This is a genomic window from Dialister micraerophilus (assembly GCF_947090205.1).
Taxonomy (GTDB): Bacteria; Bacillota; Negativicutes; order Veillonellales; family Dialisteraceae; genus Dialister; species Dialister micraerophilus.
On sequence record NZ_CAMUNF010000001.1, the window covers coordinates 302,801 to 328,238 of the forward strand.

General features: G+C 36.6%; 24 protein-coding genes and 2 tRNA genes. All 26 read right to left on the reverse strand.

The window, feature by feature from the left end:
- Positions 1-3: 3 nt before the first annotated feature.
- The 26 genes from P6922_RS01530 to P6922_RS01655 all read right to left on the reverse strand — a co-directional run bounded on the left by P6922_RS01530 (position 4) and on the right by P6922_RS01655 (position 25,433).
- Entirely contained in the window at positions 4-3,669 is a 3,666-nt protein-coding gene (locus P6922_RS01530; protein ID WP_276873694.1) for a phosphoribosylformylglycinamidine synthase, read from the reverse strand.
- 11 nt (positions 3,670-3,680) lie between these two features.
- Positions 3,681-4,709, reverse strand: coding sequence for a phosphoribosylformylglycinamidine cyclo-ligase (gene purM / locus P6922_RS01535; RefSeq protein WP_276873696.1), 1,029 nt, complete (start codon positions 4,707-4,709; stop codon positions 3,681-3,683).
- Positions 4,710-4,722: 13 nt separating this feature from the next.
- On the reverse strand, positions 4,723-5,202 hold the full coding sequence (purE, locus tag P6922_RS01540) for a 5-(carboxyamino)imidazole ribonucleotide mutase (RefSeq protein ID WP_276873698.1): 480 nt from the start codon (positions 5,200-5,202) through the stop codon (positions 4,723-4,725).
- Between the two features lie 30 nt (positions 5,203-5,232).
- Positions 5,233-5,910, reverse strand: coding sequence for a phosphoribosylaminoimidazolesuccinocarboxamide synthase (locus P6922_RS01545; RefSeq protein ID WP_276873700.1), 678 nt, complete (start codon positions 5,908-5,910; stop codon positions 5,233-5,235).
- 546 nt (positions 5,911-6,456) lie between these two features.
- Positions 6,457-6,723 (reverse strand): hypothetical protein, encoded by a 267-nt coding sequence (locus P6922_RS01550; RefSeq protein ID WP_276873702.1) that lies wholly within the window; start codon positions 6,721-6,723, stop codon positions 6,457-6,459.
- Between the two features lie 93 nt (positions 6,724-6,816).
- Positions 6,817-6,893, reverse strand: a tRNA-Arg gene (locus P6922_RS01555).
- A gap of 7 nt (positions 6,894-6,900) precedes the next feature.
- Positions 6,901-6,976: transfer RNA gene (locus P6922_RS01560), tRNA-Pro, on the reverse strand.
- A 62-nt stretch (positions 6,977-7,038) separates the two neighbouring features.
- Positions 7,039-7,473, reverse strand: coding sequence for a Holliday junction resolvase RuvX (gene ruvX, locus P6922_RS01565; protein ID WP_276873705.1), 435 nt, complete (start codon positions 7,471-7,473; stop codon positions 7,039-7,041).
- Positions 7,470-8,660, reverse strand: a complete 1,191-nt coding sequence (locus P6922_RS01570) for a DUF3084 domain-containing protein (RefSeq protein ID WP_276873706.1) — start codon at positions 8,658-8,660, stop codon at positions 7,470-7,472. Before P6922_RS01570 ends, ruvX begins: the two co-directional genes overlap by 4 nt.
- A 17-nt stretch (positions 8,661-8,677) precedes the next feature.
- Positions 8,678-9,763 carry an LptF/LptG family permease gene (locus P6922_RS01575; protein ID WP_007555007.1) on the reverse strand — a complete coding sequence of 362 codons (1,086 nt, stop codon included), beginning with the start codon at positions 9,761-9,763 and terminating at the stop codon, positions 8,678-8,680.
- 23 nt (positions 9,764-9,786) lie between these two features.
- Positions 9,787-10,509, reverse strand: a complete 723-nt coding sequence (gene lptB / locus P6922_RS01580) for an LPS export ABC transporter ATP-binding protein (RefSeq protein WP_276873709.1) — start codon at positions 10,507-10,509, stop codon at positions 9,787-9,789.
- Positions 10,510-10,523: 14 nt separating this feature from the next.
- Positions 10,524-11,228 (reverse strand): LptA/OstA family protein, encoded by a 705-nt coding sequence (locus P6922_RS01585; RefSeq protein ID WP_276873712.1) that lies wholly within the window; start codon positions 11,226-11,228, stop codon positions 10,524-10,526.
- Positions 11,229-11,232: 4 nt separating this feature from the next.
- Positions 11,233-11,766, reverse strand: a complete 534-nt coding sequence (gene lptC / locus P6922_RS01590) for an LPS export ABC transporter periplasmic protein LptC (protein WP_276873715.1) — start codon at positions 11,764-11,766, stop codon at positions 11,233-11,235.
- Positions 11,756-12,733 carry a lysophospholipid acyltransferase family protein gene (locus tag P6922_RS01595; RefSeq protein ID WP_276873717.1) on the reverse strand — a complete coding sequence of 326 codons (978 nt, stop codon included), beginning with the start codon at positions 12,731-12,733 and terminating at the stop codon, positions 11,756-11,758. The genes lptC and P6922_RS01595 overlap by 11 nt, the downstream gene beginning before the upstream one ends.
- Positions 12,734-12,759: 26 nt before the next feature.
- Positions 12,760-13,284 (reverse strand): KdsC family phosphatase, encoded by a 525-nt coding sequence (locus P6922_RS01600; RefSeq protein ID WP_276873719.1) that lies wholly within the window; start codon positions 13,282-13,284, stop codon positions 12,760-12,762.
- Positions 13,284-14,255: a KpsF/GutQ family sugar-phosphate isomerase gene (locus tag P6922_RS01605; RefSeq protein ID WP_276873721.1), complete on the reverse strand. Its 972-nt coding sequence runs from the start codon at positions 14,253-14,255 to the stop codon at positions 13,284-13,286. The genes P6922_RS01600 and P6922_RS01605 overlap by 1 nt, the downstream gene beginning before the upstream one ends.
- Positions 14,256-14,272: 17 nt before the next feature.
- Positions 14,273-15,094: a 3-deoxy-8-phosphooctulonate synthase gene (kdsA, locus tag P6922_RS01610; RefSeq protein ID WP_007554973.1), complete on the reverse strand. Its 822-nt coding sequence runs from the start codon at positions 15,092-15,094 to the stop codon at positions 14,273-14,275.
- Positions 15,091-15,819, reverse strand: a complete 729-nt coding sequence (gene kdsB / locus P6922_RS01615) for a 3-deoxy-manno-octulosonate cytidylyltransferase (RefSeq protein ID WP_276873722.1) — start codon at positions 15,817-15,819, stop codon at positions 15,091-15,093. Before kdsB ends, kdsA begins: the two co-directional genes overlap by 4 nt.
- Positions 15,816-16,913: a tetraacyldisaccharide 4'-kinase gene (gene lpxK / locus P6922_RS01620; protein WP_276873725.1), complete on the reverse strand. Its 1,098-nt coding sequence runs from the start codon at positions 16,911-16,913 to the stop codon at positions 15,816-15,818. The genes kdsB and lpxK overlap by 4 nt, the downstream gene beginning before the upstream one ends.
- Before the next feature lie 12 nt (positions 16,914-16,925).
- A complete protein-coding gene (locus P6922_RS01625; RefSeq protein WP_276873727.1) occupies positions 16,926-18,215 on the reverse strand; it encodes a 3-deoxy-D-manno-octulosonic acid transferase in 1,290 nt (429 codons plus the stop codon).
- Entirely contained in the window at positions 18,216-19,970 is a 1,755-nt protein-coding gene (locus tag P6922_RS01630; RefSeq protein ID WP_276873728.1) for an ABC transporter ATP-binding protein, read from the reverse strand.
- Entirely contained in the window at positions 19,954-21,102 is a 1,149-nt protein-coding gene (lpxB, locus tag P6922_RS01635) for a lipid-A-disaccharide synthase (RefSeq protein ID WP_276873730.1), read from the reverse strand. The genes P6922_RS01630 and lpxB overlap by 17 nt, the downstream gene beginning before the upstream one ends.
- On the reverse strand, positions 21,099-21,926 hold the full coding sequence (locus tag P6922_RS01640; protein ID WP_276873732.1) for an LpxI family protein: 828 nt from the start codon (positions 21,924-21,926) through the stop codon (positions 21,099-21,101). Before P6922_RS01640 ends, lpxB begins: the two co-directional genes overlap by 4 nt.
- A gap of 166 nt (positions 21,927-22,092) precedes the next feature.
- Positions 22,093-23,343: a serine/threonine transporter SstT gene (sstT, locus tag P6922_RS01645; protein ID WP_276873734.1), complete on the reverse strand. Its 1,251-nt coding sequence runs from the start codon at positions 23,341-23,343 to the stop codon at positions 22,093-22,095.
- A gap of 153 nt (positions 23,344-23,496) precedes the next feature.
- The gene (locus P6922_RS01650; RefSeq protein ID WP_007554957.1) at positions 23,497-24,150 is read right to left on the reverse strand and encodes a recombination protein O N-terminal domain-containing protein; all 654 of its coding nucleotides are present in this window, start codon (positions 24,148-24,150) and stop codon (positions 23,497-23,499) included.
- Positions 24,147-25,433, reverse strand: a complete 1,287-nt coding sequence (locus P6922_RS01655) for a hemolysin family protein (protein ID WP_276873736.1) — start codon at positions 25,431-25,433, stop codon at positions 24,147-24,149. Before P6922_RS01655 ends, P6922_RS01650 begins: the two co-directional genes overlap by 4 nt.
- Between the last annotated feature and the right edge of the window lie 5 nt (positions 25,434-25,438).

Below are 25,438 nucleotides of genomic sequence, written 5' to 3' on the forward strand. Positions count from 1 at the left end.
TTTTTAGCTCCTTTTAAAATAATTTACTCCGTTTTTAAATATATCTTGCTTTTTCTGTATGGTTTTTGTTTTATACAAATTTGTACCATATCGTTCGCTATGTCCCATTTTGCCGAGAACAAGTCCGTTTTCACTTATCATACCTTCGATCGCATACGATGAATTGTTCGGATTGAATTTACCGTTGTAAGTTGCATTTCCGTTGAAATCGGAATATTGGAAAGCAGCCAAGTGTTTAAACTTTTCAATATTTTTTCCGACAAGTTTACCTTCACCGTGACTGAACAGCACTTCATGCAGTTCACCTCCTTCAAAATCTTGTGTCCATGGTGAATTTGTACTTGCAACTCGTGTTATCGCAGCGGTTGAAATATGGTGGAAACTGTCGTTTCTGAAAAGTGTCAAATCGTTTTCATCAAGTTCTCGTATTTCACCGTACGGAAGTAAACCGGATTTGATTAATGCTTGAAAGCCGTTACATATACCCAAAATAAGTTTCTTTTGTGCCAAATGATTTGAAACGGCTTTTTTTATTTTTTTATTTTTCAAAACATTCACAATGAATTTCGCACTTCCGTCAGGTTCATCACCGCTTGAAAATCCTCCGGCGAACATAATGATGTGCGACAATTCTATCTCTCTTGCTAATTCATCAATGGATTCTTCTATATCCTTTGAAGTTTTATTTCTGAATACGAGTGTCTTTGTTGTTGCACCGGCATCAATAAATGCTTTTTCACAATCGTATTCGCAATTTGTTCCCGGGAATACCGGAATTAAAACTCTTGCGTTTTCAACATACTCGGGATAGTATTTTTTACTTTCAAATTTAACGGAAATATTTTCACATGTTCCTTTGTCAGCATTTTCATACAACGGATACAATTCATCCAACGTGCTTGTGTATGCATTGAAAATTTCATCTTTTGTAAATTTTATACCGTTTACAGTAATTTCATCTCCGACTTTTCCTATTTTTTCAAACGAAAGTTCAATATCCGATTCGACAATCAAGGATGCCGGTACAAAATCCGAAATATTTTCTTTTTCTACCGTAAATCCCAAACCGTTTCCTATCGCCATTTTCACCAAAGATGCAACTATGCTGCCTTCTTCTTGTACATATACCGATACGATATTTTTGCTTTTTATGTACTTTTCAACTTTTTCATAATTTTTGATTGTTTCTTTTATATCGGGATAATTTTTATGATCTTTAACTACCGGTACATAGTACAAATTATTTCCTTTACGCTTTAATTCAGGAGTTATTACATCTTCGATTTTGACTGTCGTACATGCAAATGAAATCAAAGTTTCAACGACATTCATATCGTTAAAGGTACCCGACATGCTGTCTTTTCCGCCGATGGAAGGTGCTTCAATTTCTTTTTGTGCGTAAATCGCTCCGAGTAGACTCTGTGCAACTTTACCCCACTTTGTAAAATCTTTGCCGAGTTTTTCGAAATATTCCTGAAATGAGAAATACAAATCTTTTCTGTTTCCGCCCACCGCATAAACTTTTGCAACGGATTCAAGAACTGCATAAATCGATGACAAAAACGGTGAGTAATGAGAAATCTTCGGTATAAATCCGTAGGTAAGAATTGTTGCCGTATCGCTTGTACTGTGTATTGTCGGAAGCGCTTGAACGCTCGCTTGAACCGGTGTAAGTTGATTTTTACCGGAAAACGGCATCAATACCGTCATCGCACCGATTGATGCGTCAAATCTTTGTGCAATTCCCTTCTGACAAGTTACGTTTAAAGATTTCAATTCTTTCAAAATATTGTCTTTTGTAACTTCCACACTTTCAAAAGGATTTTTACCTTCGTTGTCTTTCAAAATCGCACTCGAGTGTTGACGTACTCCGGCAGTTTCCAAAAACTCCGCACTCATATCTACAACTTTTTGATTGAAATAATACATTTCAAGACGTTTTCTGTCGGTTATAGTTGCTACATGTGAATATTCTATATTTTCTTTTTTACACTCTTTTATGAAAGTATCGTAATCAGCGGGTGAAATCACCACCGCCATACGTTCCTGAGATTCGCTTGTAGCAAGTTCGGTAGGATTCAAACCTTCATATTTCACAAGAATTTTATCCAAATGAATTTCCACACCGTCCGAAAGTTCGCCTATCGCCACACAAACTCCGCCCGCACCGAAGTCGTTGCATTTTTTTATTAATTTCGTTACTTCGGGTTTTCTGAATAATCTCTGAATTTTTCTTTCTTCGATTGCATTACCTTTTTGTACCTGACTTGACATCGTATCCAAAGAATCATTTGTATGACTTAAACTGGATCCGCTTGCACCTTGAATTCCGTCACGTCCCGTACGTCCTCCGATAAGTAAAACGATATCTCCGTTTTCCGGTGACTGTCTTTTGTAATCTCCGACTTTTACCGCACCGACTACCGCACCGACTTCCATATGTTTTGCAACATAAGAATCGTCATACAATTCTTTTACATATGTCGTTGCAAGTCCGATTTGATTACCGTAGGAAGAATAACCTGCCGCAGCTTTCTTTGAAATATCCGCCTGAGGTAATTTATGCGCCAAAGTATCTTCACGCTTTTGCAAAACATTTCCGCTACCGGTAATTCTCATCGCCTGATAAACATAACTTCGTCCGGAAAGAGGATCACGAATTGCACCACCCACACAAGTACTTGCACCGCCGAAAGGTTCGATTTCGGTAGGATGATTATGCGTTTCGTTCTTAAACTGAATAAGCCACTTTTCACTTTTCCCGTTATTTACTATATCCGTAAAAAATGAACAAGCATTTACCTCTTCACTTACCTCTATATTTTCATCATGCAAAATATTTTTGTGATACTTCCCGAAACAACTTGCCATATCCATCAATGTAACAGGTTTCTTTATATTGAGTTTTTTTCTCACATCAAGATATACATCGAAAGCCGACTGCATTTCTTTTTGAAATAAATTCGACTCTATCTTCACATCATCAAGTACCGTTTCAAACGTTGTATGTCTGCAATGATCGCTCCAATAACAATCCAAAACGTAAATTTCGGTTTCCGTAGGATCTCTTTTTATGCTTTTGAAATGTTCCTGTATGAAAAATAAATCCTCAAAACCCATTGCAAGAGACAATTCATTCTTCAAATCAAGTAATTCTTCTTTTGAAAAATTTACAAAACCGGTTAAATCTTTCAAAGGTTTCATTTCTGAATCAACCGAAAAACTCAAAGCATTCATATCCTTGACTCTCGACTCGATGGGATTGATTAAATACTTTTCAACTTTCTTCAATTCGCTTTCATCAAGTCTTCTGTCAAAAACAATTATATTTCCGCATCTTACTTTCACTTCGGCATCTTCATCCAACAAAGAAATACATTGCATACTGCTGTCCGCTCTTTGGTCATACTGTGCCGGCAATGTTTCGTAAGCAAAATACTTACCGTCCTCAAGAATTAAATCTTCGAAAACTTCATCAATCATGACTTCGGAAAAAACGGACTTCTTCGCTTTTTCATACGTTTCTTCATCAATATTGTAAATATCGTAAATTATATAACTTTCCGTATTTTTCAAATTCAGACCGAACTCGAAGTTCAGATTTTTTTCAAGCTCGACAGTCGCTTTATCGTAGCCTTTCCTCTTTTTTACAAAAATTCTTTTATCCACGCTGCCTCCACTTAGCATAAAACAACTTTTGAACTTCCCTCTATAACTTCTCCGACTTCGTAAATTTCATCACCGGATTTTTCAAATAATTTCTTTATACCTTCAACATCTTCTTTTTCTACAAATATCAACATACCGAATCCCATATTGAAAGTTCCGTACATTTCATCGGTTTCTATTCCGCCCCACTCCTGAATAAGAGAGAAAATTTCTTTTTTGGGAACTGCGTCTTTATAAATACGTGCATCCGTATTTTCCGAAAGTGCACGAGGAACATTTTCATACAAACCGCCGCCGGTTATATGACAAATTCCGTTCACGTTGAACTTTTCAAGCAATCTTCCAATCTGTTTTGCATAAATATTTGTAGGTGTCAAAAGCTCCTCACCCAAAGTTTTTCCGCTGTCGAGTTTCATATCAAGAGAAAACTTCTTATGCTCAAAAATTATTTTTCTCACCAACGAAAATCCGTTACTGTGCAAACCTGAAGAAGGAAGAGCGAGAATTGCATTTCCCTTCTTTACAGTTTTTTTACCGTCGATAATTTTCTTTTTGTCGACAACACCCACACAAAAACCTGCAAGATCATAATCATTCAATTTGTAAATTCCGGGCATTTCTGCAGTTTCACCGCCGATCAAAGCAGCACCGGCACGTACACAACCCTCTGCAACACCCTCTACAATACTTGCCATTTTTTCGGAAACAAGTTTGCCGCAAGCAATATAATCCAAAAAGAATAACGGTTTTGCACCCTGACACAAAATATCATTCACACACATCGCCACACAATCAATACCGATTGTATTGTGAACATCAAGCATCTGTGCAAGCTTCACCTTCGTACCTACACCGTCAGTCCCCGAAACCAAAACGGGACACTCGAACCTATCCTTATTCAACTCGAAAAGTCCCGAAAAACCTCCCAAATCCGAAAGAACACCGTCGGTATAAGTTTTCTTTATAAATTTCTTTATTAAATTTACTTCGTTATATCCCTCATTTTTATTTACACCTGCAGATTCATAAGTAAGTGCCATAAATTCCCCCTGTTTATAAATCAAGTTCCTTATTCATCTCTTCAACTTGCGCCTTCATTTCCGATTTGTAATCCTTGAGTTTCACTTTCAACTCGTCATACTTGAGCGAAAGAATTTGAACTGCCAAAATTGCCGCATTCTCCGCACCGTTAATCGCAACGGTAGCTACGGGAACGCCCTTAGGCATTTGAACGGTAGACAAAAGAGCATCAAGACCGTCAAGCGTTGAACTCTTCACCGGAACACCGATAACCGGAGCAGTCGACATGCCTGCAAGCACACCTGCCAAATGTGCAGCCTTACCGGCAAAAGCGATAATCAACTCGATATCGTTCTCTTCCATACCTTCCACAAAATCAATCGCAAAATCCAAAGATCTGTGTGCCGAAATAACTCTCGCCTCATAATCGACACCGAACTTCTTTAAAACATCACACGCTTTTTTTACAATCTCCCTATCAGAAATACTTCCTGCAATCAATGCAACTTTCATAAACTCACACCCCTTGAAATTTTCATAAAATCAATCATGCAAAAAAGAATACAAATCAGTCGGAGCAATAAATTTATTGCCCTTGTAAACTCTCATATTTCCACCGGAAATTTCATCTATCAAAACAATTCGGCCGTCAATTCTGCCGAACTCCAATTTGATATCAAAAAGAGTAAGTCCCCTATCATTCAAAACATCACGCACAATAGTAGAGACCTCTTTTGTGAGAGTTACCGCTTCTTCGTATTCTTCTCTCGTTAAAATATTCAATTCAACCAATGCATCTTCGGTAACAAGCGGATCGCATCTTTCATCATCCTTCAAAGTTACTCCCACATAAGTATCCAAATCCGCATTTTCTTTTATATACTTTCCATACCTTCTGAAAAAACTTCCTGTCGCCTTGAATCTGCAAATAAATTCAAGACCGTCACCGAAAACCTGTGCAGGTTTTACAGTCATAGTATTTTCATTCAAATCACAATCGATATAATGAGTAGCTACACCCCTTTTCTTTAAAATTTCAAAGAAATATTTTGTAATTTGAAGACCCTCATGTCCGACACCGTCAATAGACAAACCGACAGCATTCGCACCGGGATCGAAAACACCGTTTGCTCCGGTAACATCATCTTTAAACTTCAAAACGTAATTACCGGCAGAATTTTTGTAAATATCTTTTGTCTTGCCGACATAAATTTTTTTCACAGAAATACCTCCATAAAAGTAAAAATAAATCAACCTTGCCTGCTTCCGACTCCTGATTTTGTGAAAAAAATAAAACCCGGAAGTAAGCTTCAAAGTGAAACCTACCTTCCGGGCTTTTATCCCCTTGGTGTCATACTTGCATTCAAGTACTCGTGCCGCTCGGACCAGCAAAGCAAAACTTCCGGAACCCTAGGCACTCTTTCTCTTTTATAGATTTTATTTCAAAAATATTATATTTACATTTTCAATATAGCACAAAAATATCATTTGTCAAACGGAAAATAAAATATTTCACACGCTCAACATTTCACATACAGCAAAAAACGCTGCTTCCCAACATAAATTTTTTATTTTCGGAAATAGAATAATTTTTGAAATTAACATTTTTGACATAAGAGTAAATATTGAGGTTTGAGAAATAATCCATTTCATATAATCAAACTTAAAAATAACGGCTTAATCTATTAAATACTTTTCTTTTTTAAATTACTTGAATAATCAATCATAACGGTATCTCTAATAATACTGATTCCTGTAATTTTCTTATTATTTTTTTACATACAAATTATCCGACATAACGGACGATTCAAAATTTCCGTTTTTTAAACATATAACGTCATATCCAGCCAATTCTTCATTTACACCGAAGTATGAATCATTTTCTATTTCTACGGAACAATCCTCAAAATCTATTTTGATATTTCCGTAACTTCTATTATAATCTCTCCAATCATCTGCAATAATTCTGATAAAGGTTTTATTTTTCAATTCTTTTAAAATTTTTATTCCTTTATCGGAAATATAAGTATTCATTAATCTTCCTCTTTATATTATAAATATTCTTCAATTAAAAAACAGAATCTTGTAGAAGATTCTGTTTTGTCGCCGTTTACGGCTGTCCTTTTCTGGTGACCCAGGAGGGATTCGAACCCCCGACCCACCGCTTAGAAGGCGGTTGCTCTATCCAACTGAGCTACTGAGCCATATTGTTGGTCGGGGCAGCCGGACTCGAACTGGCGACCCCCTGCTCCCAAAGCAGGTGCGCTACCAACTGCGCTATGCCCCGGAACACTTTATTATTGTATTATATTTATGTATTTTCGTCAACCGTTTAATTATATTTATGCTTTATATTTTTTTGTGTCCTACGTCTTCCGCTTCAATTTTTCCCAAATGTATGCATGCTATTACCCACGCTACGTAGTCGTCTACCGGTTTGTCGACCGTTCTCATTCCGAAGGGAATAATGCGTTTCCATCCTTTCGGAGGATTTGCTTTTTTGTACCACTGTTCTCCGATTTCGGTTGTATATTTTTCATCTACGATTGATATCGGTATTTCTTTTTTCATTTCTTCGTATAATTTTTCTATGCGTTTTTCTAAATTTTTATGGTGTGTTCCGTTTCCGATTGCAGTTTCAGTTATTTCAAATTTTTTTGAGAGTATTTTGATTTCTTCTTCGAGGCATTCTGTTTTTATTATTTTTTTCATAGCAAGATTGCCGTCTTTTTTTACGACGGCAATTCCTGTTTTTTCAGATCCTGGATCTATTGAAAGTATCATCTTGTTCTCTCCACTCTTACTTCTATGATGAGCGGTCCGCTTGTGTATATGTCTGTTTTTGCAATTACATACAGTTTGCAGTTTCCTCCGCAGTCTTTTACTTCTTGTATTACTCTCAAAAGTTCTCTTCCTTCCAGTTGTCCTATGTTTCCTGTTATCGGGTCGGGAAGCACTCCTTTTTTCGCTGCAAATTTGTTGAGGTCTTTCAAAAATCTGATTACTTTGAGTTCGTAGCTGTTTATATCTTTGTATTTTTCAAGTCCGGAGCTGTAAATTGTTTGTCCTTCGTTGAATATAAGTTTGTTGTCGTATACTTCGAAGTCTACTACTGTAGGTTCACCGAGTATGAGGTTTCCTGCCGCTACTACTCGTACGAGTTTTTTGTTGTCGGAGTCTGCAATTTGTGATACTGCATGTGTGAATGAGTCTTTGGGTATGCGTACCAGTTGCAGTTTTTCGTCTTTTATCCGCATTCTTTCTTTAAGTGCGTTGTTTACTTGTCCGAGTATGTTTTCGAGTGTGTCTATTGTGTTTCCTGTTGATGTTTTTTCGTCAATTACCGCTTCGGTTATTACTTGTCCCGCTCTGAATATTACGGTACCTTCTCGAATAGCCGCTATATTTCCTAAGAGCATTTCTTTTTCTTTATTGAGTTTTTCTATATTTTTATTTAATTGATTTTTTGTGCTTTCGAGTTCTTCGATTTCTTTTGCGGATAAGTCTATTCCGTGTTTTGCTTCGTCGTATGCTTGTTGTACTGCGACAAGTTCATTTTCCATGTGTATACGTTGAGAGTCTACACGTGCGAGTTCGTATGAGATTTCTTTTGATTTTTTCTCTACGTTTTCGTATTCTTTTGTTTTTGTATCGAGTTTTTCTTTACTTTCTATAAGTTCTTGATTTTTCAATTTTATTTTGTTGTTCAGTTCGGACATTTCTTCTTGAAGTTTTTGCATTCCGAACAGTGCAACTCTTACATTTTCATTTAAAACCGCCATTACCGCAATTGTAAGTGCCGATATAAGTATACCGGATACTATAGTTACTATGACTGATGTGTATCTGGGTCTTAATCCGAAGAGGGTCAGTCTTCTTTTACCTACTTTTGAGCCTATTTTGTCTCCCAAAAAGGCAATTATTCCGCCCATAATCATAAGTATGATAAATATTGATATGCCGATAAACATTTTTCCCTCCTCTCTTGTTAAATATTGGCACGTCGTACCAAGTAGCAACCTATCAAAAATGTAAGTATGTCCGGAAGCCATACCGCTGCAAACGGCGGAAGGATGTGTCCTTCTCCCATTGCTTCCATAAATGTCATTACCGCATAGTATATGAAAATTACTATTACCGATATTCCGAATCCTATCGATGATGACGATCTTTGTTTTCGTATTCCGAGCGGTGCGCCTATGATTGCAAATACAAGACTTGCAATCGGCAGTGAAAATCTTTTGTGTATTTCCATGTAAAAGCTTGTCGGGTCTTGGTTTGCAGATTTCAGAAGGTCCGCCGTCTTTTTCAGTTCACTTATCGACATTTCTCCGACGTTGTTGTTTGAATTTTTTATTTCATCGGGTTTTTGTATGAACGGTACTGCTTGGCTGTCGAATGACAGTTTGTGTTCAACTCCGTCAGGTGTTATATCGTATGCTACGCCTTGTTTGAAATCCCAAACGCCTTCTTTCCATACGGCTTTGGGTGACATTTCAATTTTTACGGGTTTTCCGTCTTTAAATTCTTGTATTGTTATGTCTTTGAGTTCTTTCGTTTCCGGATTGTATTTCTTTGCATATATCAAATGCAGAAGGTTTCCGTCTTGTATGTCTTTCATTACTATATTGTCTACAATGTCCGGATTTAAATTTTTCTTTATTTCCACGTCCAATATGTATTGATATTCACGATTTGTCCACGGTACTACAAATTCGTTGAACGCTATCGCACAAATACTTATTATTGCCGAGAAAATAAATATCGGCATTGCAAGTCTTAAAAAACTTTGTCCGGAGTTTCGCATTACTATAAGTTCACTTGCGCCCGAGAGTGATGACATACACATGAGTGCTCCTAAAAGTACCGCCATCGGAAATGTGTATACGATAATTCGGGGTATTGCCAAAATGAATATTTTTATCGCAGACAGTGATGATGCTCCGTACTTTGTAATAAATCCTGCAATGCTCAGGAGTGTGTCGGATCCTAAAAAGATTGCAGTGAATGCCGCAACACCGAATAAAAACGGTCCGAGGAATTCTTTAAGTATGTATTTGTCGAGTATTCTCATAAGAATTCCTCCTTTTGTATTTGTTATAAGCTGAAATTTTCTCCGAGATAAAATTTTTTCGCTATCGGATTTCGTGCAATTTCATCCGATGTTCCGTAAAGCAGTATTTTGCCTTCGGACAGTATGTATGCGTTGTCGACAATTCTCAATGTTTCACGAACGTTGTGATCTGTAATCAGTATGCCTATACCGAGTGTTTTAAGGTGCATTATTACACTTTGTATGTCTTCTACCGCCAAAGGATCTACTCCTGCAAACGGTTCGTCAAGTAATATAAATGACGGTTCCATTGTCAATACTCTTGCAATTTCCACTCTTCGTCTTTCTCCGCCCGAGAGAGCATTTCCTTTTGTGTGTCTTACGTGTTGTATTCTGAATTCATTGAGTAATTTGTCCGCTTTTTCTTCTCTTTGAGTTTGTGTCAATTCTTTTCTTGTTTCAAGAAGTGCCATAAGATTTTCTTCTACTGTGAGTTTACGAAATATGGATGCTTCTTGCGGAAGGTATCCTACTCCGAATTCTATGCGTTTATGTGTGGGCATTCCTACGAGTGATACTCCGCCTGCAGTTACATCGCCTTCGTCCGGTTTTATTATTCCGACTATCATGTAAAATGTTGTAGTTTTACCCGCACCGTTCGGTCCCAGAAGTCCTACTACACTGCCTTGTTCGACTTCTACGTTTACTTTGTCTACTACAATTCTTTCTCCGTATTTTTTTACTAAATTGTGCGTTTCTATTTTCATTTATTTTCCCTCGGCTACAGATTGATAGTCATGGTGCTTCTTCCGTTTGTCTCGATAACTTTTTCTTCTTCTTTAAATACAAGTTCCGGTCCTTCGAAACGATTTCCGTTTTGTGTCGCAACTGCATTTCCTTTCAAAACGAGTTTTCCGTCAGTTCCGTATGTTCCGCTTTTTGTGTATATCAGTTCGTTTCCGGTTGCGTGAACATTCTGAGTGTATGCAGTTATTTCCACTCCTCCGCTTGCGGTTATAAGTACATCTTTCAAATGTCCTTCGATTTGCGGCGCACGTATTATCCCGTCTTGGGATTTGAAGTATCCGTTACCGTTGATTTGTCCTATACCCGTATTTTGATTATAACTTATTTCATCTCCGCTGAGAAAAATATTTTCGGATTTGAAGTCAAGCTCTACATTTCCTTTTCCGTTTATCGTTTTGTCGCTGTAAATGTAGAGTGTTTCGCAGCTTAAAGTGTCTTGATTTTTTGTATAATTTACTCCGCCGCTCAAGATTGCGGTTTTGTCGTTGAAGTCGTATTTTCCGCTTGCACCGGTTATAGTACTTTCTCCATCATTTATTACTACGTTTCCCGTTGCGGAAACCGTTTTCGTTTGCGAGTCATAAACCAATTCATCCGCCGTAATGTCTGCTGCAAATACACTTCCGACAGAAAGAAATGTAAATATTATTACCGTTATAAGTTTGTATATATTTTTCATCTGATCATCCCCTGTCGGTTAAACTTGCATTTCCTTTTGCTTTTACAGTTTTCAATATTCGATCGGCCGTAAAAGAGTCTGCCGTCAATTTGTGTCCGTCTTTTTCTATGAAAAACGGTCTGTCACTTGAAAGTATTCCGGTTTTGCTTTCGTATTTTAAATTTTCCGCTTTTATGGAAGTACCGTCATCGGAGTGTCCTTTTATGCTTCCTTTCAAGTAAAGTACATTTTCATTTTTATTGAAAATCGCAGAGTCCGCATTTACGTCCAAGGATATTCCGTTGTCGTTGAATATGCATTCGGCACCTTCTATGCTCATTACGTTTTTATCCTTGTCAATATTAACACGGTCGGCTTTCAATTTCCATATAAGCTTTCCGTCACGTTCTTCTTTGAGTTCGGTTCCTTTAAATTCTATTGCAAATTCCGCTTCTTTGGAATGTTTGAATTCAAAACCGTCTTTTCGAAACAGCAAGTATATTCCTATACATATTATAACCGTTATGATTATAATAAATATCTTTTTCTTACTTTTCATTCGTATACTCCCGCGCATTTATCATACCTTCGGCCATTTTATTTTTTTCTTCTTCAGATAAATTTACAAATCTTTCAATTTCATCGGGTTCCGTCCAAAAAAGGTGTTGAAACCACATCCAATTTTCAGGATTTTCTCTGATAAATTCTTCCAATATTGTCGCCATTTTTTGAGAGTTTACTCTTAAATCTTTTTCTTTGTCGCCGGTGTTTTCATAGTAGAAGCTTTTGCGAACACATATGGTGTGCCCTTTCCCCGATTTGTTTCTTATGATAAAAAAGGGCAATATCGGACTTTTGAATTTACTTGCAAAAACTGCAGGTCCTTGAGGAAATGAGAAAATTCTGTTTAAAAATCTTACCGGTATTCCGGTTTTCCTTCCGTCTTTGTCGGCTAAAAATCCCAATAAATAATTGTTTTTCATCGCACGTGCGGCAGCTATCATTTCATACTTGCTTCCTCCGGTGGTGAATATGACTTGTCCCGACATTTCACGAAATTCGGATATCAATTTCATTATATCGTCATCTTGTTTCTTTGCTACTGCGGAGGTTTTGTATCCGTGCAAAGCTGCGCCGGCACCCATCCATTCCCAGTTTCCGAAGTGTGCGGTAAGTCCGATAACTCCTTTTCCGTCTTTAAGTGCTTCTTTCAAGTATTCTTCATGATCTATTTTTACATATTCATTTATATTGTCTTTTTCTTTTACCAATCTCGGAGTATAAAGAAGTTCGAAAAATGTCATTCCGATATTTTCATATACTTTTTGTAAAATTCTTTCCGCTTCTTCTTGATTGCATGAAAGTCCGGTCATTATTTGATTTATTCCGCGTTTTTTTTGCTTTTTTATTTTATTCATAATGAAAGGTCCCGTAAATTTACCCATTGATAAAATACGGGAGTAAGACATTTTGCAAAGTATTTTACTTAAACCTTTCAGAAGTATGTATCTGACACTTAATGACATAATGTCTCCTTTTCATTTCAAGAAAATTATGCTTCCGTTATTTCTTTGAATTTGTTCAATGCCGTTTCCCAAAGATTTTGTGTTTTTAAAATTTTTTCTATAAATTCTCTTGCAGCTCCGTTTCCTCCTTCGTATTCGGAAATGAAGTCGCATATTTTTTTATTTTCTTCACGTGCATTTTTCGGACATCCCGAGAAAGCAACTTTTTCGAGCAAGTTCAAATCGTTCAGGTCGTCTCCCATGTATGCAATTTCTTCCCAACTCAGATTGTGCTTGCTTTTCAATTCTTCCATGGCTTTTACTTTGTTTTTCACTCCCAAGAGAACAAAGTCCATATTAAGTTCTTTTCCTCGTGCTTTTACTATCGGCGAATTTCTTCCTGTAATCAGTCCCGTTTTTATTCCTATGCTGTGAGCAAGGCTCAGCATAAGTCCGTCATGTACGTGAAATTGTTTATATAGTTCTCCGTTTTCATTTTCATAAAGCTTGCCGTTTGTAAGTGTTCCGTCAACGTCAAATGCTATCATTTTTATATTTATTTGTGTGCCCATTACAATACTCCTTGTTTGAGCAAATCTGTCAAGTGTATCATTCCGCATACGTATCCGTCTTTTTCACATACCGGAAGTACGGTGACGGGATTGGGTTTGTGTGATTTCATGAGTTCGAGCGCATTTACCAAAAGTTGTGACGGATGCACTATTATAGGATTTTTTATCATTACATCTTTTACTTCAAATTTCAAAAAGTCCGCATGTTTTTCAAGTCCTCGGCGAATGTCTCCATCCGTCAAAATTCCTTTGAGTTTACCTTCTTCATCTATTATTGAAACCGCACCCAGTCCTTTTGCAGTCATTACAAATAGTGCTTCTTGTACGGTTAATGTCGGCTTAACTGTGGGATTGCATTTTCCCGAGTGCATTATTTGCTTTACCGTCATGAACATTTTCTTTCCTAATGTGCCTCCGGGATGATAGAGTGCAAAGCGTTCGGATGTAAATGATTTCAATTTCATAAGTGTGATTGCAAGTGCATCTCCGATTGCAAGCATGGTTGTCGATGATGATGTTGGTACCATATTGAATTCATCGGCTTCTTTTTTTATCACAACCGGAAGTACAACGTCCGCTTTTTGTGCAAGTGTCGAGTTTTTACATCCTGTCATAACTATTACGGTTGCTCCGATTTTTTCTATAGAGGGTATCAAATTTATTATTTCTTCAGTTTCTCCGCTGTTTGATAACATAAATACAATGTCGTAAGATGTTATTTTTCCTAAATCTCCATGTATGGCTTCGCCGGGATGCAAAAAGAATGCCGGTGTTCCGGTACTTGCAAGGGTTGATGCTATTTTACCCGCTATTTGTCCGGATTTTCCCATGCCGGTCAGTATTACTCTTCCTTTTATATTCAAAATAAGTTCTGCAACTTTTTTAAAGTGTTTGTCCAAACTTTTTTCCGTCAAAAGAATTGATTCGGCTTCAATTCGCATAGCTTCTTTAGCTGTTTTTAAAACGTCCATACATCCTCCGATTTAAGTTAAATTTTATTTTTCATCAATTCATGTATTTCCACCAAGTCCGTAAGCAAGTTTTCCAAGTCCGAAAGATACAACATATTTGTAGAATCTGAAAGTCCTTCGGGAGGATTGTCGTGTACTTCCATAAAAAATCCGTCCGCTCCGGCCGCTGCCGCACTTCTTGCAAGACATGGTATGAATTCTCTTTGCCCTCCTGTAGATGTTCCGTTACCTCCCGGTAATTGTACGCTGTGTGTCGCATCGAAAATTACAGGGTATCCGTATTTTCTCATAATCGGAAAGGCTTTCATATCTACTACCAAATTGTGGTATCCGAATGAAACTCCTCTTTCTGTCAATGCAATATTGTAATTTCCTGTTTTTTCAAGTTTTCCAATTACATTTTTCATGTCTTCCGGTGCCATAAATTGACCTTTTTTTACATTTACGGCTTTTCCGGTTTTTGCCGCTCCGCAAATCAAATCGGTCTGTCTGCATAAAAATGCCGGTATTTGAAGTATATCAAGCACTTTTGCTGCCGCTTCCAATTGTGACGTTTCGTGTACGTCAGATAAAATCGGAACATTCAATTCTTTTTTTATATCTGCAAGTATTTTCAAGCCCTTTTCAAGTCCGGGGCCTCGAAATGAGTCGTATGAGGATCTGTTCGCTTTATCGTAGGATGCTTTAAATATGTATGTCACATCCAGTTTTTCACAAATTCTTTTTATTTCTTTTCCTATCATCAATGTGCGTTCATAGCTTTCTATTACACATGGGCCTGCGATAAGAAATAATTTTTTCCCGTCGAGTTTTATATTTCCTACTTGAATGGCTTTCATAATTCTCTCCTCTTTATGTATTCGATTACTTTTTCCAAATCTTCTTGAGTGTCTACACCGATACCGTAAGATTTTACAGTAACAACTCCTATTTTGTATCCGTTTTCCAACAGTCGCAACTGTTCCAGCGATTCCGTTTTTTCAAGAGATGTTTGTTTCATGTTTGCGTATTTTAAAAGAAATTCTTTTCTATATGCGTATATGCCTATATGTTTCAAAGGAGGTACTGAAAACTCATGTCTCGGATACGGTATAAGAGAGCGTGAGAAATACAATGCTTCTCCGTAAATATTTCTTACAACTTTTACGCATGACGGGTCTTCGTATTCACTTTCACGTAGGGGTGCGGCTGCAGTTACCATGTCCAAGTCGTCATTTGTACTTATTTCTCTTACAAGATTGTCTATAAGTTCCGGTTCTATCAAAGGTTCATCACCTTGTACATTTACAATAATGTCATAGTCCGTATTTTTTGCAACTTCAGCTATCCTGTCGGTTCCCGTATTATGCTTCTTTGATGTAATTACAACTTTTCCGCCGAAGCCTTTTACTTCTTTTTCTATAAGCTTGGAGTCGGTTGCGACAATTACATCGTCAATCGATTTCGCTTTAGAAGTTTGTTCATATACACACCGGATAAGAGTTTTGCCGACAATCATTTTGAGCGGCTTTCCGGGCAATCTTGTCGATGCATATCTTGACGGAATAATACATGCGGTTTTCAAATCAGTTCCTCCAAATATTTTTGTATCTTTTCTTCGCCTTTTTCAAGGTATTTCATTTCTATGCAGAGTGAATATATAGGAAATTTCACATCGTTTTTCATTATAATGTCTTTCAACTTTATTGCATCTTTTTCGGTGGTTACGATTATATCCGCACCATGAATTTTCGCTTCGTTTACAGCTTTTTCAATGTCTATATATGCAAATGAAAAGTGGTCTTTTTTCGCTATGTTTTTACAAATTTCAAGTCCCGATTCTTTTGCCGTCTTTTCAAATGCCGCGGGATTTCCTATACCGGATAAAAGAACTGCTTTTTTGCCTTTCATTACTTCCAAAGGAATTTTCTTTACGTTTTCCTTTATTTCAAAAAAATATACGGGTTTGTGCAATGATTCAAGTATGGTAACTGAAGAATTTATACTTAAAATTCTTGCTTTTACTTCATTTATCCGTTCTTTTGAAACTTGATTTACTTTTGTCAAAATAATAAGGTCGGCACGTTTCAATTCATCCAAAGGTTCTCTGAGTAATCCTCTCGGCAAAAGATGTTCGTATCCGAACGGATTTGTACTGTCTATCAGCACTATATTTTTATCTCTTTCCAAAGTTTTATATTGAAATCCGTCATCCAAAAGCAGTATTTCGCTTCCGTTTTTTATCGCTTTTTGTGCTGATTTTATTCTGTTTTTCCCGACATATACCGATACTTCGGGAAGCTTGTGTGCAATCATACAAGGTTCGTCGCCCGCTTCTTTTTCATTAAGAAATATCGTTTTCCCGTCGGATACCGTTCCGCCTTGTTTTTCGTATGTTCCTCTGTATCCTCTCGATAATACGGCAACTCTTTTACCTTTTTTTTGCAAGTATTCTCCGAGTTGAATTATGCAGGGGGTTTTTCCGGTACCGCCGGCGGTAATATTTCCGACGCTTATTACCGGCACGTTTACTCTTACTTTTTTTATTTTTTTATTTTTTTCACTTATTATCTTCAAATATATTTTTTCCAAAAGCGAAAGTCCTTTTAAAATACATTTTTCCGCTATTGAGGGATTTTCTTCCGATATAAGTTTTAAAAAATATTTTTCCTTACTCATCAATTTCACCTTTTAACAATTTTGAGTGAATGTTTTTCCGAATATGTCTACATCTCTTTTTGCGGAGCCTCTGTTTTCATTTATTATTTTCATCGCTATATTTCCCATTTTCTTGAATTTTTCTTCATTTTCAAAAAATTCATTGAATGTTTCAATAAGTTGATTTTCGTCTTTTACCGTTTTGCATGCTTTTTCTTTTGAAAACAGTTCATGTATTTCTTTGAAGTTGAACATGTACGGACCTACTGCTATCGGTTTACCATATGCTGCCGCTTCCAGTAAATTGTGTCCGCCTACCGGTACCAAACTTCCTCCGATAAATACTATGTCCGCCATCGAATATAATTGTCCGAGTTCTCCGATTGTATCAAGTATTATTACTTGTACATCGTCTTCTTTTTTTATTTGTGTTCTGAGTTTTACTTCAATTCCCGAGTTTTTAAATATTTTTTCAACTTCATTCGAACGACTTATATTTCTTGTCGCAACTACCATTTTTACAGCTTTTCCTTTTGAAGATATATTTTTAAACATTTTACAGAGTATTTTTTCTTCTTTAGAATGTGTGCTTCCTGCGACAATCAATTTTGTTGTATTTTTTATTTTCAGTATGTCGTTCCATTCATTTATAAATTCTTGTGAAATCGGCTTACCGGTTTTTTCGTACTTCGTATTTCCCGTTATTTTTACTTTTTCGGGATTTGCTCCGAGTTTAATTATACGATCGGCATCTTCTTTCGATATCATACAAAATGCACGTATATTGTAAAAATATCTTGATATAAATCCTTTTATCATCATGTATCTTCCCATTGATTTTTCAGATATTCTTCCGTTCATTATGTATACCGGTATATTTTTTTGTGCTGTCGATTTCAAAAGATTGGGCCAAAGTTCGGTTTCTATGATTATTACCGCTTTCGGATTAAGTGCATCAAGTATTTTTCTTACAAAATATACCATGTCGAAAGGAAAATAGATGTATCCTTCAACATTTTTTATGTTGCTTTTTGCCATCGCCATTCCGCCGGAAGTGTTACATGAAATTACTACCCCCGCATTCGGATATTTATTTTTTATTTCTTTTATTATCGGTTTTGCAGCTACGGTTTCTCCGACAGATGCCATATGTATCCATATTACTTCTTTATCTTTCAGTTTGTTTTTTATTTCATAGGATACTATTTCCATGTATGATTTTATTTTTATATATGCATCTTTTTTGAATATCATTTTATACAGCATGACCGGAAGTTGAAAAATCCAACCCGTTATCATCAGGAAATTATAAATAAAATACATTTATGCTCCTTCTATATTGCGTTCATCCGACATTGTATAAAGTTCGTGATATAGTCCTTTTCTTTGCATAAGTTCATCATGCGTTCCGAATTCTTCTACTACACCGCCGTTTAAAACTATTATTTTATCGGCATTACGCACTGTGGAGAGTCTGTGTGCTATAACGAATGATGTTCTGCCTATCATCAAATTATCGAGTGCTTCTTGTACTATTTTTTCGCTTTCGGTATCCAATGCGGAGGTGGCTTCGTCCAATATGAGAATTTTCGGATTCTTAAGTATTGCACGTGCAATTGCTATACGTTGTCTTTGTCCGCCCGAGAGTACCATTCCTCTGTCTCCGACTTTTGTGTAAATTCCCTCCGGAAGTTCTTTTACGAATGTTTCCGCATTTGCAAGTTTTATTGCTTTCCAAACTTCTTCTTCCGTTGCATCAAGTTTTCCGTAAAGTACATTTTCTTTTACAGTGGAGTTGAATAAAATGGTATCTTGCGGTACAAGTCCTACATTGTTTCTGAGTGAATCTATCGTAACGTCACGTATATCAATTCCGTCAATCAGAATTTCTCCCGATGTAACGTCATAAAATCTTGGAAGTAAGTTTGCTATTGTTGTTTTTCCGGCTCCGCTAGGACCTACTATCGCTACCGTTTCTCCGGCTTTTACGGTAAAGTTCAAATCTTTGAGTACGTAATTTTTCAAATCGTATGAAAATGCGGTATGAACAAATGATACTTCTCCTTTTGTTATTATAAGTTCTTTTGCATTTTCTCTTTCTTTTACTTCGGATTCTTCGTCTAAAATTGCAAAAACTCTGTCTGCCGCCGCCAATGATTTTTGTATGTTTCCGTAGCATTCCGCAAGTCTTTTTGTCGGATTTGCCAAATTTATGGCATATACCAAGAACGCTATCAAGGCACCGGTTGTCATTGTTCCGTCAATTACCGAAATTCCTCCGTACCATATAATTGCCACAACCCCCAATGCCGCTACAAATTCCACGACCGGTGTAAGTTGACTTTGTTGGCATATGGCTTTAATTGCGGCACTGAAGCTCGCTCCGTTTACTTTTTTAAATCTTTCTATTTCATATTTGTCACGATTGAAGCTTCTTATAATTCTTACCGCTTGAATTGTTTCTTGTAATATGGATGTAACGTCCGCCAATTTTTCCTGTACGTTTTTACCGCTTAAATTCAATTTGTTTCCGAAAAGTTTTATTGCGAAATATACCATAGGAACCATTATCATGCACAGTACAGTAAGTTTCCAATTCAGGTAGAGCATGGCTGCAAACGATCCTATGAATATTGCACTTTCTTGTACAAAAACAACGAAATTATCCACTATGGCTGTCTGAAGTGCGGCGATATCGTTTGTCAGATTGCTCATGATATCGCCTATTCTTCTTTTGTCATAGTATGAAACGGATAATTTTTGCAAGTGCTTGTATAATACATTTCGCAAATCCATAATTACCGATTGTCCGATAAACCCCATAAGGTATCTATGTCCGAATGTGGTAATTCCTCTGAAAAGAAATACAACCAATACTCCGATTATTACAAGCGAGAGCATGTACACATCTCTTTTTTCCAAAACTTTATCTATTACATCTTTTATTATCCAAGGTACTACCAAATTGGAAGATGCAACTACCAACATACATAAAATCGACAAAAGCAATTTACTTTTGTACGGATATAAATATGTAAGCAGTCTTTTGTAGCTGTTTATTTTATTCGTCTTTTCCATCTATGCTCCCCGCTGTTTTCAATATTAATTTCGCAGTTCTTTTTACAGCGCCTTCATCTCCCATTGCCGTTTTTACGTTTTTCAAATCTTCTACAATTTTTTTCCGTTTCTCTTCATCTTCAAGCAGTGGTGTAACAATTTTTATAATATTTTGAAAGGTTACTTCATCTTGTAAAAGTTCCGGTGTTATTTCTCTTTTCAAAAGCAAATTCGGAAGTCCGGCATATTTGACTTGTACGAGTCTTTTCGCAAAGAACCATGTAATCGGTGCCAATTTATACAAAAGCACTGTAGGCAATCCCATCAATGCGGTTTCAAGTGTTGCCGTACCGGATGATGCTATTGCAATTGTGCAAATATTCATCAAGTCATAAGTTTTTTCAGTTGTTACTTGTACTTTTACTTCCGGCACTTTCTTGAAAATTTCTTCAAGCATTTTTTCCGAAACGGTATCCGCTCTCGGCAGGAAAAATTGACATTCAAATTTTTTAGAAAGTTCACGACATGCCGAAAGCATGGTAAAGAGTAAATCCGAAACTTCTTTTTTTCTGCTTCCGGGCATCAGCAATATACGTTTTTTTGAGCGGTCAGCATTAAAAAATTTCATCGCCTCGTCATAATTCAATGAAGGTTTTACCGTATCTGCCAAAGGGTTCCCTACAAAAGTAACGTCCGCACCGGCTTTTTCATAGGCTTTCGCTTCAAAGGGAAATATGGATGCTACTTTCTTCACATCACGCACTATGTTTTTTGCCCGTGATTTGTTCCATGCCCAAATAGTCGGAGCTATGTAGTAAACTACGGGAATTCCCATTTCTTTTGCCGCATGTGCAAGTTTCATATTGAATCCCGGATAATCTACGCATACAAGTACGTCCGGTTTTTCTTCTTTCAATTTTTGTTTCAAAAAAGACAACAATTTAAAAAATAGAGGTAAATGTTTAATTACTTCTACAAATCCTATAATTCCCAAATTTTCTATATCATAAATAATTCGTACGCCGGCTTTTTGCATACGAATTCCGCCCATTCCGAAAATTTCAGCTTCCGGATTTATTTTTTTTATTTCCTTTGCAACTGCAGCTGCATGCATATCTCCGGATACTTCTCCGGCGGACATCATAATTTTCATAAGCTCTCCTGATTTACGGATACAATTACTATATCGTGTTCGTCAGCTTTATCCATAACATCAAATCTGTCTACAAATAATGTTTTTTCGGCTTCTATTGCAAGTACTTTACATTTCGTTTCAATCATTGCATTCAATGTATCAAGTCCTACCGCCGGCACGTCAAAGCGAGGATCTTGGTTCGGCTTTGCCACTTTTACGACAACTGCGCCTTTTCCGGCAAGTTTGCCGCCTCTTCGTATACATGCATCCGTTCCTTCAATCGCTTCTACCGCCATTACGGCTTTGTCTTTTACAACTACGGTTTGTCCCATATCCATTTGTCCGATCAATTTCGCAGTTTTAAATCCGAATGCAATATCGTCCATTTGTTCTTCACTCGGCATTGCATGCGTGAAAATTTGCGGCGGCGGCATCAAAGGTTTCAAGTATTTCGTCTGATCCATAACTTTTAATCCGCTGCCTTCCAATTCATCTACCAATGCAAGCATGATTGTATCGTCTTTAAAATCAAGTTTTCTTAATTTATTCAATAATTTTACAGTTCTTAAGTCGGGTATTACCAACTTTCGTTTGTACAAATATTCTTTTGTAACTTTACCCAGCATTGTGACTTCTTTGACATTTGCTTCACAAAGGGTTTTCAAAATTTTATTGAGTTTAAAAACATTTATTTCAAAATATTTATCCGAATAACTTCTAAGTCTTGTGTCGACATCGGGAACAACTGCTATGCAAACAATTTCATGTCCTTGTTTTTTCGCCGTTTGAACAAATTCAAAAGGAAGTGTTCCTACTCCGGCCAATAATCCCAGTCTTGCCATAAGTACCTCCTATATATGTATCACTATAATTTTATCATATATATATATCAAATTTAAGTTGCAAACAGCCAAAATAAATTGTAAATATTTCATTTTAATTATATCAAATTTAAAAGTCGCAACTTTTCGGGTTACGACCTTACTTATTGCGACTTTATATTTCGTTTCAATTTTTCGGTACCATGTCTTCCGCTTTCAATGTTCCGTTTTTACGTCTTTGTGCAAATTCCGCAGTTGCTGTGAACAGTACGTCACTGGAGCTGTTCAATGCGGTTTCGGACGAGTCTTCGAGAACACTGATAATGAATCCTACGCCTACTACTTGCATTGCGATATCATTGCTTATACCGAATGATGCACATGCTACCGGAATCAAAAGCAATGATCCTCCGGCTACACCGGATGCACCGCATGCACCTACCGTAGATACTATACAAAGCAATAATGCTGTAGGTAAATCCACTGAAACTCCCAATGTGTTTGCCGCTGCCAACGCAAGTACTGCAATTGTAATCGAAGCACCTGCCATGTTTATTGCAGAGCCCAACGGAATTGAAATGGAATACATATCGGGATCGAGTCCCAATCTTTCACAAAGTTTCAAGTTGACAGGAATATTCGCCGCCGAACTTCTTGTGAAAAATGCATATATACCGCTTTGTGCAATTGTAGCCCATACGAGCGGATACGGATTTTTTCTCAAATACATATACACAATTGCAGGGTTTACTACCAAAGCTACAATTGCATATGCACCTATCAAAACTACAAGCAAGTGTGCGTATCCTGCCAACGCACTGAAACCGCTTCTGCCGATTGCATCCGCAACCAATCCCATAATTCCCAATGGTGCAAAACGTATAATCCAACCTACAACTTTTGTGACTGTTTCAGCTACATCGGCAAAAAATACTTTTGTAGATTCTTTTCCGCAAGTACGAAATGCCAATCCCAAGACAATCGCCCACATCAGAATACCGATAAAATTGGCATGAAGTAATGCATTAACGGGGTTATCCACCAATGATAAAAGTAAGTTGTGTAATACTTCTAAAATTCCGCTCGGCGGTGATACTTCCGCATTTGCAATCTGCAAACTCAACGTCGTTGGGAAGAGGAAAGATAATGTGACGCCGACAAGCGATGCAAGAAATGTACCTAAAATATAAAGAACAACTACAGATTTCATGTTGGTGTTTTGACCTTCTTTTTTACTTGCCATAGCATTCATGACAAGGAAGAATACCAACATCGGAGCCACGCTCTTCAATGCGCGAACAAATAAATCTCCGAAAACTGCGACTACCGGAACGGCACTCTGCCAAAATCCGGCAATAAGGAATCCCACAATCAAACCTACAATGATTTGTTTTATAAGTGAGACCTTACAAACAAAATTTTTAACTAGACTAAACAATTTTTTCGCCTCCCCTTCCGAAAGAAGTATTAATTTGTATTTTCTACTATATTGTTTTATCGCATTTTTTGCAAGTCTTTTTTCAATGTATATTTAATTCATATAACAAACGCATATATAAATGACAAAAACACATACTTAAGCAGTATGTGTTTAAATAAACATTTTTTTACTTTTCAATTCCATATCGCAAACAGATTTTACAAATTTATCTAAATATAATGCAATTTCTTTCAGCATTTCTTTCGAAATATTTATCCCCATAGGTTTTTCCCATGAGTAATTTATAAATTTTTGCAAAAGTGTTTTCAATTCATCGGATAAATTATATAATTCGCACATTTCCTGTGCCGATGCATCGTAGCCTGCCGCATACAACATTTGTAATGCGGTTATATAAGCCGATACTTGCTTGTTTTTGTCCAAAATTCCTTTTAAACATTTGACAAGTCTGATGTATGCATTTATATCTTTTTCTCCAAGAGGAAATCCCCATTTTATTATTTCTATGACGAAGCACCATCTGCACCAATCTTCGTAAGAAAATTTACTTATGTCGCATATATTTTTACCTTCATATTGAATCAGTGTCCATTTATCGAAACTTGTTTCCGCCATTGAACATCGCAAATATGTAAACGGCATCAAAAGTCCGCTTCCGAATGATTTTATAGTGCTTTGAGATACGAAAGCGGTTTGATTTCCGTAATTTTTTGTAAATATGAAAACGATGCGATTTCCGTTTCCTGCTTCCTTGGAGTGTAAAAGTATTCCTTCAATATTTTTTATTGTTTGAACTTTTTTCATTTACAATTTTCTTTTTCAATAATTTTCGGCAACATTATTTTTTCCGCTCTTATGCGTGTTACTCTGAAACCTTCCATTTTGAGTACAGTAAACTTCCATCCCGAGAAAAATATACAATCTCCGAATTTCGGTATTCTTTCAAGTCTTGCAAATACAAATCCTCCGATTGTACCTGTACTGTCACCGTCGAAATTTATTCCCAAACGCTCCGAAACGTCATTTAATATTACCATTCCGTCAAATTCATATGTAGTTTCATTTACTTTCAATATTTCCAACGTTTTCGAATCCTCTTCAGGAATTTGTCCTACAAGTTCTTCCACCAAATCTTCAAGTGTTACAAGTCCGGCGGTGCTTCCGTATTCATCCACCACTATAGCAAGGTATACTCTTTTAGTTTTCATAAGTTGCAAGAGCGACGATGCAGGCATTACTTCCGGAACGGTCAATATTTCACGCAGTATGTGCTTCATATTGTTTTGTCCGCAAAGTGTATTTTCCATAAAATCTTTTACATGTATAAATCCCAAAATACTGTCTTTATCGTCTATGTATACGGGGTATCTGGTATGATGCGATTTCGCTATTATTCTATGCATAGTTTCAATGTCGTCATCATAGTCCAATGTAACCATTTTGTTTCTCGGAATCATTACGTCTTTTGTTATCAAATCAAAAAAGTCGAATGAGTTTTTTATCAGTATATTTTCAAGTGCATTAAGTCTGCCGCCGCTATGACTTTCTTCTATAATCGATCGTAATTCTTCTTCGGTGTATATAAATCTCGTGCCGTCATTAAACGGTACTTTTTTATATTTGCAAATCAGTTTTACAATCGCAAATCCCGAAGTGGTGAACGGATTGAATATTTTTGTCATTATTTTTACGGACCACAAGCGAGATTTAATCGGTTTGTTTAATGTGATTACTCCCGGAATTTTCATTGAAAATGTCCAGTATAGCAATATGAATATATAGATACAAACTATGTAAACAGCAATTGTTGTAAAAATATTGCCGTGAACTTTAAAGTAAATTTCATAAAAATTCAAACATATTTCGTATATGGATATTCCATATATCGCCGAGCAAATCAATGAGCAGAATTGTGTTGCCGCCAAAACTGCGGACGTTTTTTTATAATAAAATTTGTCGTTTTCGTCTTTTTCTATTTGATTTTTTTTAATTCTCGAAAACGATAAGTTTATAGATGTACACAATCTGTTCAACAAAAGCATGATTATTGCTATAAAAAAATATATTAACAGTCGATCAGGGGGCATTTCAT